4 protein-coding genes are annotated in these 3,765 nt (G+C 67.7%); 2 read left to right on the top strand and 2 right to left on the bottom strand.

The annotated features are described in order from the left end of the window. Positions 1 to 132 (bottom strand): DUF899 family protein (locus QOC69_RS31205; protein WP_526446376.1); only part of this gene is annotated, 132 nt, incomplete at its 3' end. 82 nt (positions 133 to 214) lie between these two features. Then, complete coding sequence (locus QOC69_RS31200; protein WP_526446375.1) at positions 215 to 1,411, bottom strand: PucR family transcriptional regulator; 1,197 nt, start codon at positions 1,409 to 1,411, stop codon at positions 215 to 217. A 119-nt stretch (positions 1,412 to 1,530) separates the two neighbouring features. Here QOC69_RS31200 and QOC69_RS31195 point away from each other — a divergent pair, with 119 nt between their 5' ends. After that, positions 1,531 to 2,613, top strand: a complete 1,083-nt coding sequence (locus QOC69_RS31195) for a ferredoxin reductase (protein WP_526446374.1) — start codon at positions 1,531 to 1,533, stop codon at positions 2,611 to 2,613. Between the two features lie 35 nt (positions 2,614 to 2,648). After that, the coding region (locus QOC69_RS31190; RefSeq protein WP_526446373.1) for a fatty acid desaturase family protein at positions 2,649 to 3,765 on the top strand (1,117 nt) is incomplete at its 3' end.

Genomic DNA, 3,765 nt, shown 5'->3' with positions numbered 1-3,765 from the left:
GGCGAGCCATGGCATGCGGCGACGCTCCGCGGCCAGTGCGTCTTGAGCGCGGGTCACCTCCTTCTCCTTGACGAGCAGCTCCTGGCGGGCCTTCTCCCACTCCTGCTCCGACACGATCGGGGCTGTGTTCATCGCGATCCCTGCTTCCGTTCTGGTCGACATGTCCATCCGTATAGACACCGACCGCCCCCGGAATTCATCGCTTGACGTCGAATTAGGGCAGCCGGGTTCCCGCCAGCGCCACCGTGAGGTCTTCCACCACGCGTGGGTCGGCAAGGTCGTCGCCGAACAGTTCGCGGAGTTGGCCCAGCCGGTAGCGCACGGTCTGCGGGTGCACGAAGAGCGCCGCGGCGACGTCGTCGCGGCGACCGTGGTGCAGCAGCCACGCCCGCAGCGTGTCCACCAGCTTGTCCTTGACGGCGGGCCGCACCGAGTCGAGTGGGGCGAGCACTCTGGTGCGCAGGTCGGCCAGCGCATCGGCGTCGGCATTGAGGACCAGTTCGGTCAGGTGTCGCTCCGTGTCGATCGGATCGTCACCGTCGCCGAACAACTCGATCGCTCGCAGCGTGCGATCAACGGAGAGACCCGCTTGCGTCCACGGCCGTTCCGGTCCGATCACCGGGCCGGTGATGCCGATCGAACGGAGCAATGCCGGGCGGGCGCGGCCACCGACGTCGGCGACCAGCAGCACAGTGACCGAACGTCCCACCGGAGGCAGCGCGTCGTCGGGGATCTCGAGACTGCTCGCACCCAGCGTCGAGATCAGGCGCCGTTCGTCGCCCCGTGGCACCGCCACGGCAGTCAGTGTCCGCGGCGGCCGCCATTCGGCACGCTCGGCAGTGGCCAGCAGGTCTTCGGCGGGCGCCGACGCAAGTAGTTGGCGCGCAAGGGTTTCCCGGTGTCGTTGCCGTGCCAGGCCGGTCTTGGCGAGTTCATCGGCGTGGCCGGCGACGCTGGTGGCCGAGAGCCGGTCGATGTAGGCGAACACCCGCTCGGCGAACACGGCTAGTTGATCACCCGGCAACTGGTGCGTCACCGCTACCGCGCTCCACTCGCGCCACGCCGTGCGCGCTCCGACCCGGAAGGCCGCCAACAACACGTCGGTTGAGCGGCCCTGACGCGCTTCGCCCTGCCCAAGGGCGTAGGCACCGTCGAGTGCCGGGCGGACGTTCGGTGACGTGTCCGGATCGTCGCCCTCTGCGGTGAGCTGAAGGAAGGCGGCCAGCGACTGCTGCACTGCCTTTTCGATGGTCCGGCCCATCCGGCCGCCGAAGGCGTCGGCGTAGCTGGGCACGTCGTCGATGACGGCTGCCACGGTGCGCTCGGCCACCGACGGCAGGACCGACCACATGGCCGCCAGGACCGCCTCGGGCAGCGGTGCCCACACCGTTCGGCCGTCGTCCTCGCTCATCAGGTCCTCCCTGCTCACACCCGTGCGCGTGCTTATTTTGTTCTCGACGAACAATTTATGCTCTCATTTTCACACGGCCAGGTCGAGAAGTAACCCATTCTGATAATCAGAATGTAGTCATGACTTCTCTCCTCGCTGGAACCGCGCGGCGACCGCTGCGGTCCATCGCGCAGATGGTCGCGACGCCGCTGGTGCCGCGCGACTTCATCGACCTCATCGACCCCTTGAGCAGCTCGCGCGACCTCCGCGGCCGCCTTGGCGCCGTCGTCGCCGAAACGGCCGATGCGGCGACCGTCCGCATCCGGGTCGGGCGCGGCTGGCGCGGGCACCGGGCCGGCCAGTACGTGCGCGTCGGCGTCGACGTCGACGGCGTCCGGCACTGGCGCAGCTACTCCATCACCTCGCGGGCCAACACGGCCGGGTCCGGTCGCCACATCACCATCACCGTCAAGGCGGTGCAGGACGGTGTGGTCTCCAACTACCTGGTGCGTCAGGCGACGGCGGGCACCCTGGTTCACCTCGACCAGGCCAGCGGCGACTTCACCCTGCCGACCGCGCGGCCGGACAAGGCGTTGTTCGTGACCGCAGGCAGCGGCATCACGCCCGTCATGGGCATGCTGCGCAGCCACTCCCGCGAACTCGCCGACGTTGTGCTGGTGCACAGCGCCCCCACCGCCGACGACGTGGTGTTCGGCAGCGAACTGCGCGAGCTCGCCGCGACGGGCTCCGTGCGTCTCCTCGAGCGTCACACATCTACCTCGCCGCGGATGACCGCGGCCGATCTCGACGCGCTGGTGCCGGACTGGGCCGATCGGCAGACGTGGGCCTGCGGCCCCGCCACGCTGCTCGACGACATCGAGGCGCACTGGGCGCAGCATGGCGCGGCCGAACGTCTGCACACCGAACGGTTCACCGCGCCTGCCCTTCGTGGCGGCGAGGGTGGCCCGGTCAGCTTCACCAGAACCGGCGCGACCGTCGACACCGGTTCGGACACAACACTTCTGGAAGCCGGCGAGAACGCCGGAGTCCTGATGCCGTCGGGCTGCCGGATGGGGGTGTGCTTCGGCTGCGTCCTGCCCCTGCGCAGCGGAGCGGTCCGCGACGTGCGCAACGGCGCCGTCACCATCGGCGCGCCCGACGCCGGCGTGCTAGTGCAGACCTGCGTCTCCACCGTCGCCGGCTCCTGCGAACTCGACATCTGAACCGCCTCAACCATATTCATCGGAGGACATTCACCATGACCACCCTGCAGAACAAGGCCACCAGCCCCATCGCCCACCTGAGCGACGACGACGTCGAGAACCTCGGACGCGAGTTGGACGCCATCCGTCAGCAGATACTCGACAGCCGCGGCGAAGACGACGCCCGCTACATCCGCACCGTGATCAAGACCCAACGCGGCCTGGAGGCCGGTAGCCGCGCCGTGCTGTTGTTCTCACTGTTCCCGCCCGCCTGGTGGCTCGGCACCGCCGGACTGTCGGCGGCCAAGATCCTGGAGAACATGGAGATCGGCCACAACGTCATGCACGGCCAATGGGATTGGATGCGCGACCCGAAGATTCACTCCACCACCTGGGAGTGGGACAACGCGTCAACGGCCGAACAGTGGAAGCACGCCCACAACGAGGAGCACCACACCTACACCAACGTGATCGGCAGGGACGGTGACCTCGGCTACGGCATCATGCGCGTGGACGAGGACCAGCGATGGTCCCCCTTCCATCTCGGCCAGCCGCTGTGGAACGCGATCAATGCCGTGCTGTTCCAGTACGGGATCGCCGCCTACGACCTCAAACTCGGCAAGAACCTGAAAACCGCGGAGCGGCGCCAGAACCCGGAGTTCCGCGCCCGCGTGAAGTCCACGCTGCGCAAGATCGGCAAGCAGGGCCTGCGGGACTACGTCGTGCATCCCCTGCTGTCGGGGCCAAGCGCCGTCACGACGTTGACCGCCAACCTCACCGCCAACGTGGTACGCAATCTGTGGACGCACTCGGTGATCATGTGCGGGCACTTCCCCGAAGGCGTGCAGACGTTCTCGTACAACAGCATCGAGGGCGAGACCCGCGGTCAGTGGTACCTGCGTCAGATGCTCGGGTCCGCCAACATCAGCGGTAGCCGCCTGATGCACCTGATGAGCGGCAACCTGTCGTACCAGATCGAGCACCACCTGTTCCCGGATCTGCCAAGCAACCGGTATGGCGAGATCGCGCCTGCGGTCAAGGACGTCTTCGACCGCTACGGGCTCACCTACACCACCGGGCCACTGGTGAAGCAGGTCGCCTCGGCATGGTTCAAGGTGATCCGGCTGTCGATCCCCAACGACGTTACAAGCGCGCCGCGGGTCCGTGCCACCG

The sequence above is a fragment of the Mycobacterium sp. genome, assembly GCF_032162105.1.
GTDB lineage: Bacteria > Actinomycetota > Actinomycetes > Mycobacteriales > Mycobacteriaceae > Mycobacterium.
This window is presented reverse-complemented; position numbering and strand designations above follow the sequence as displayed.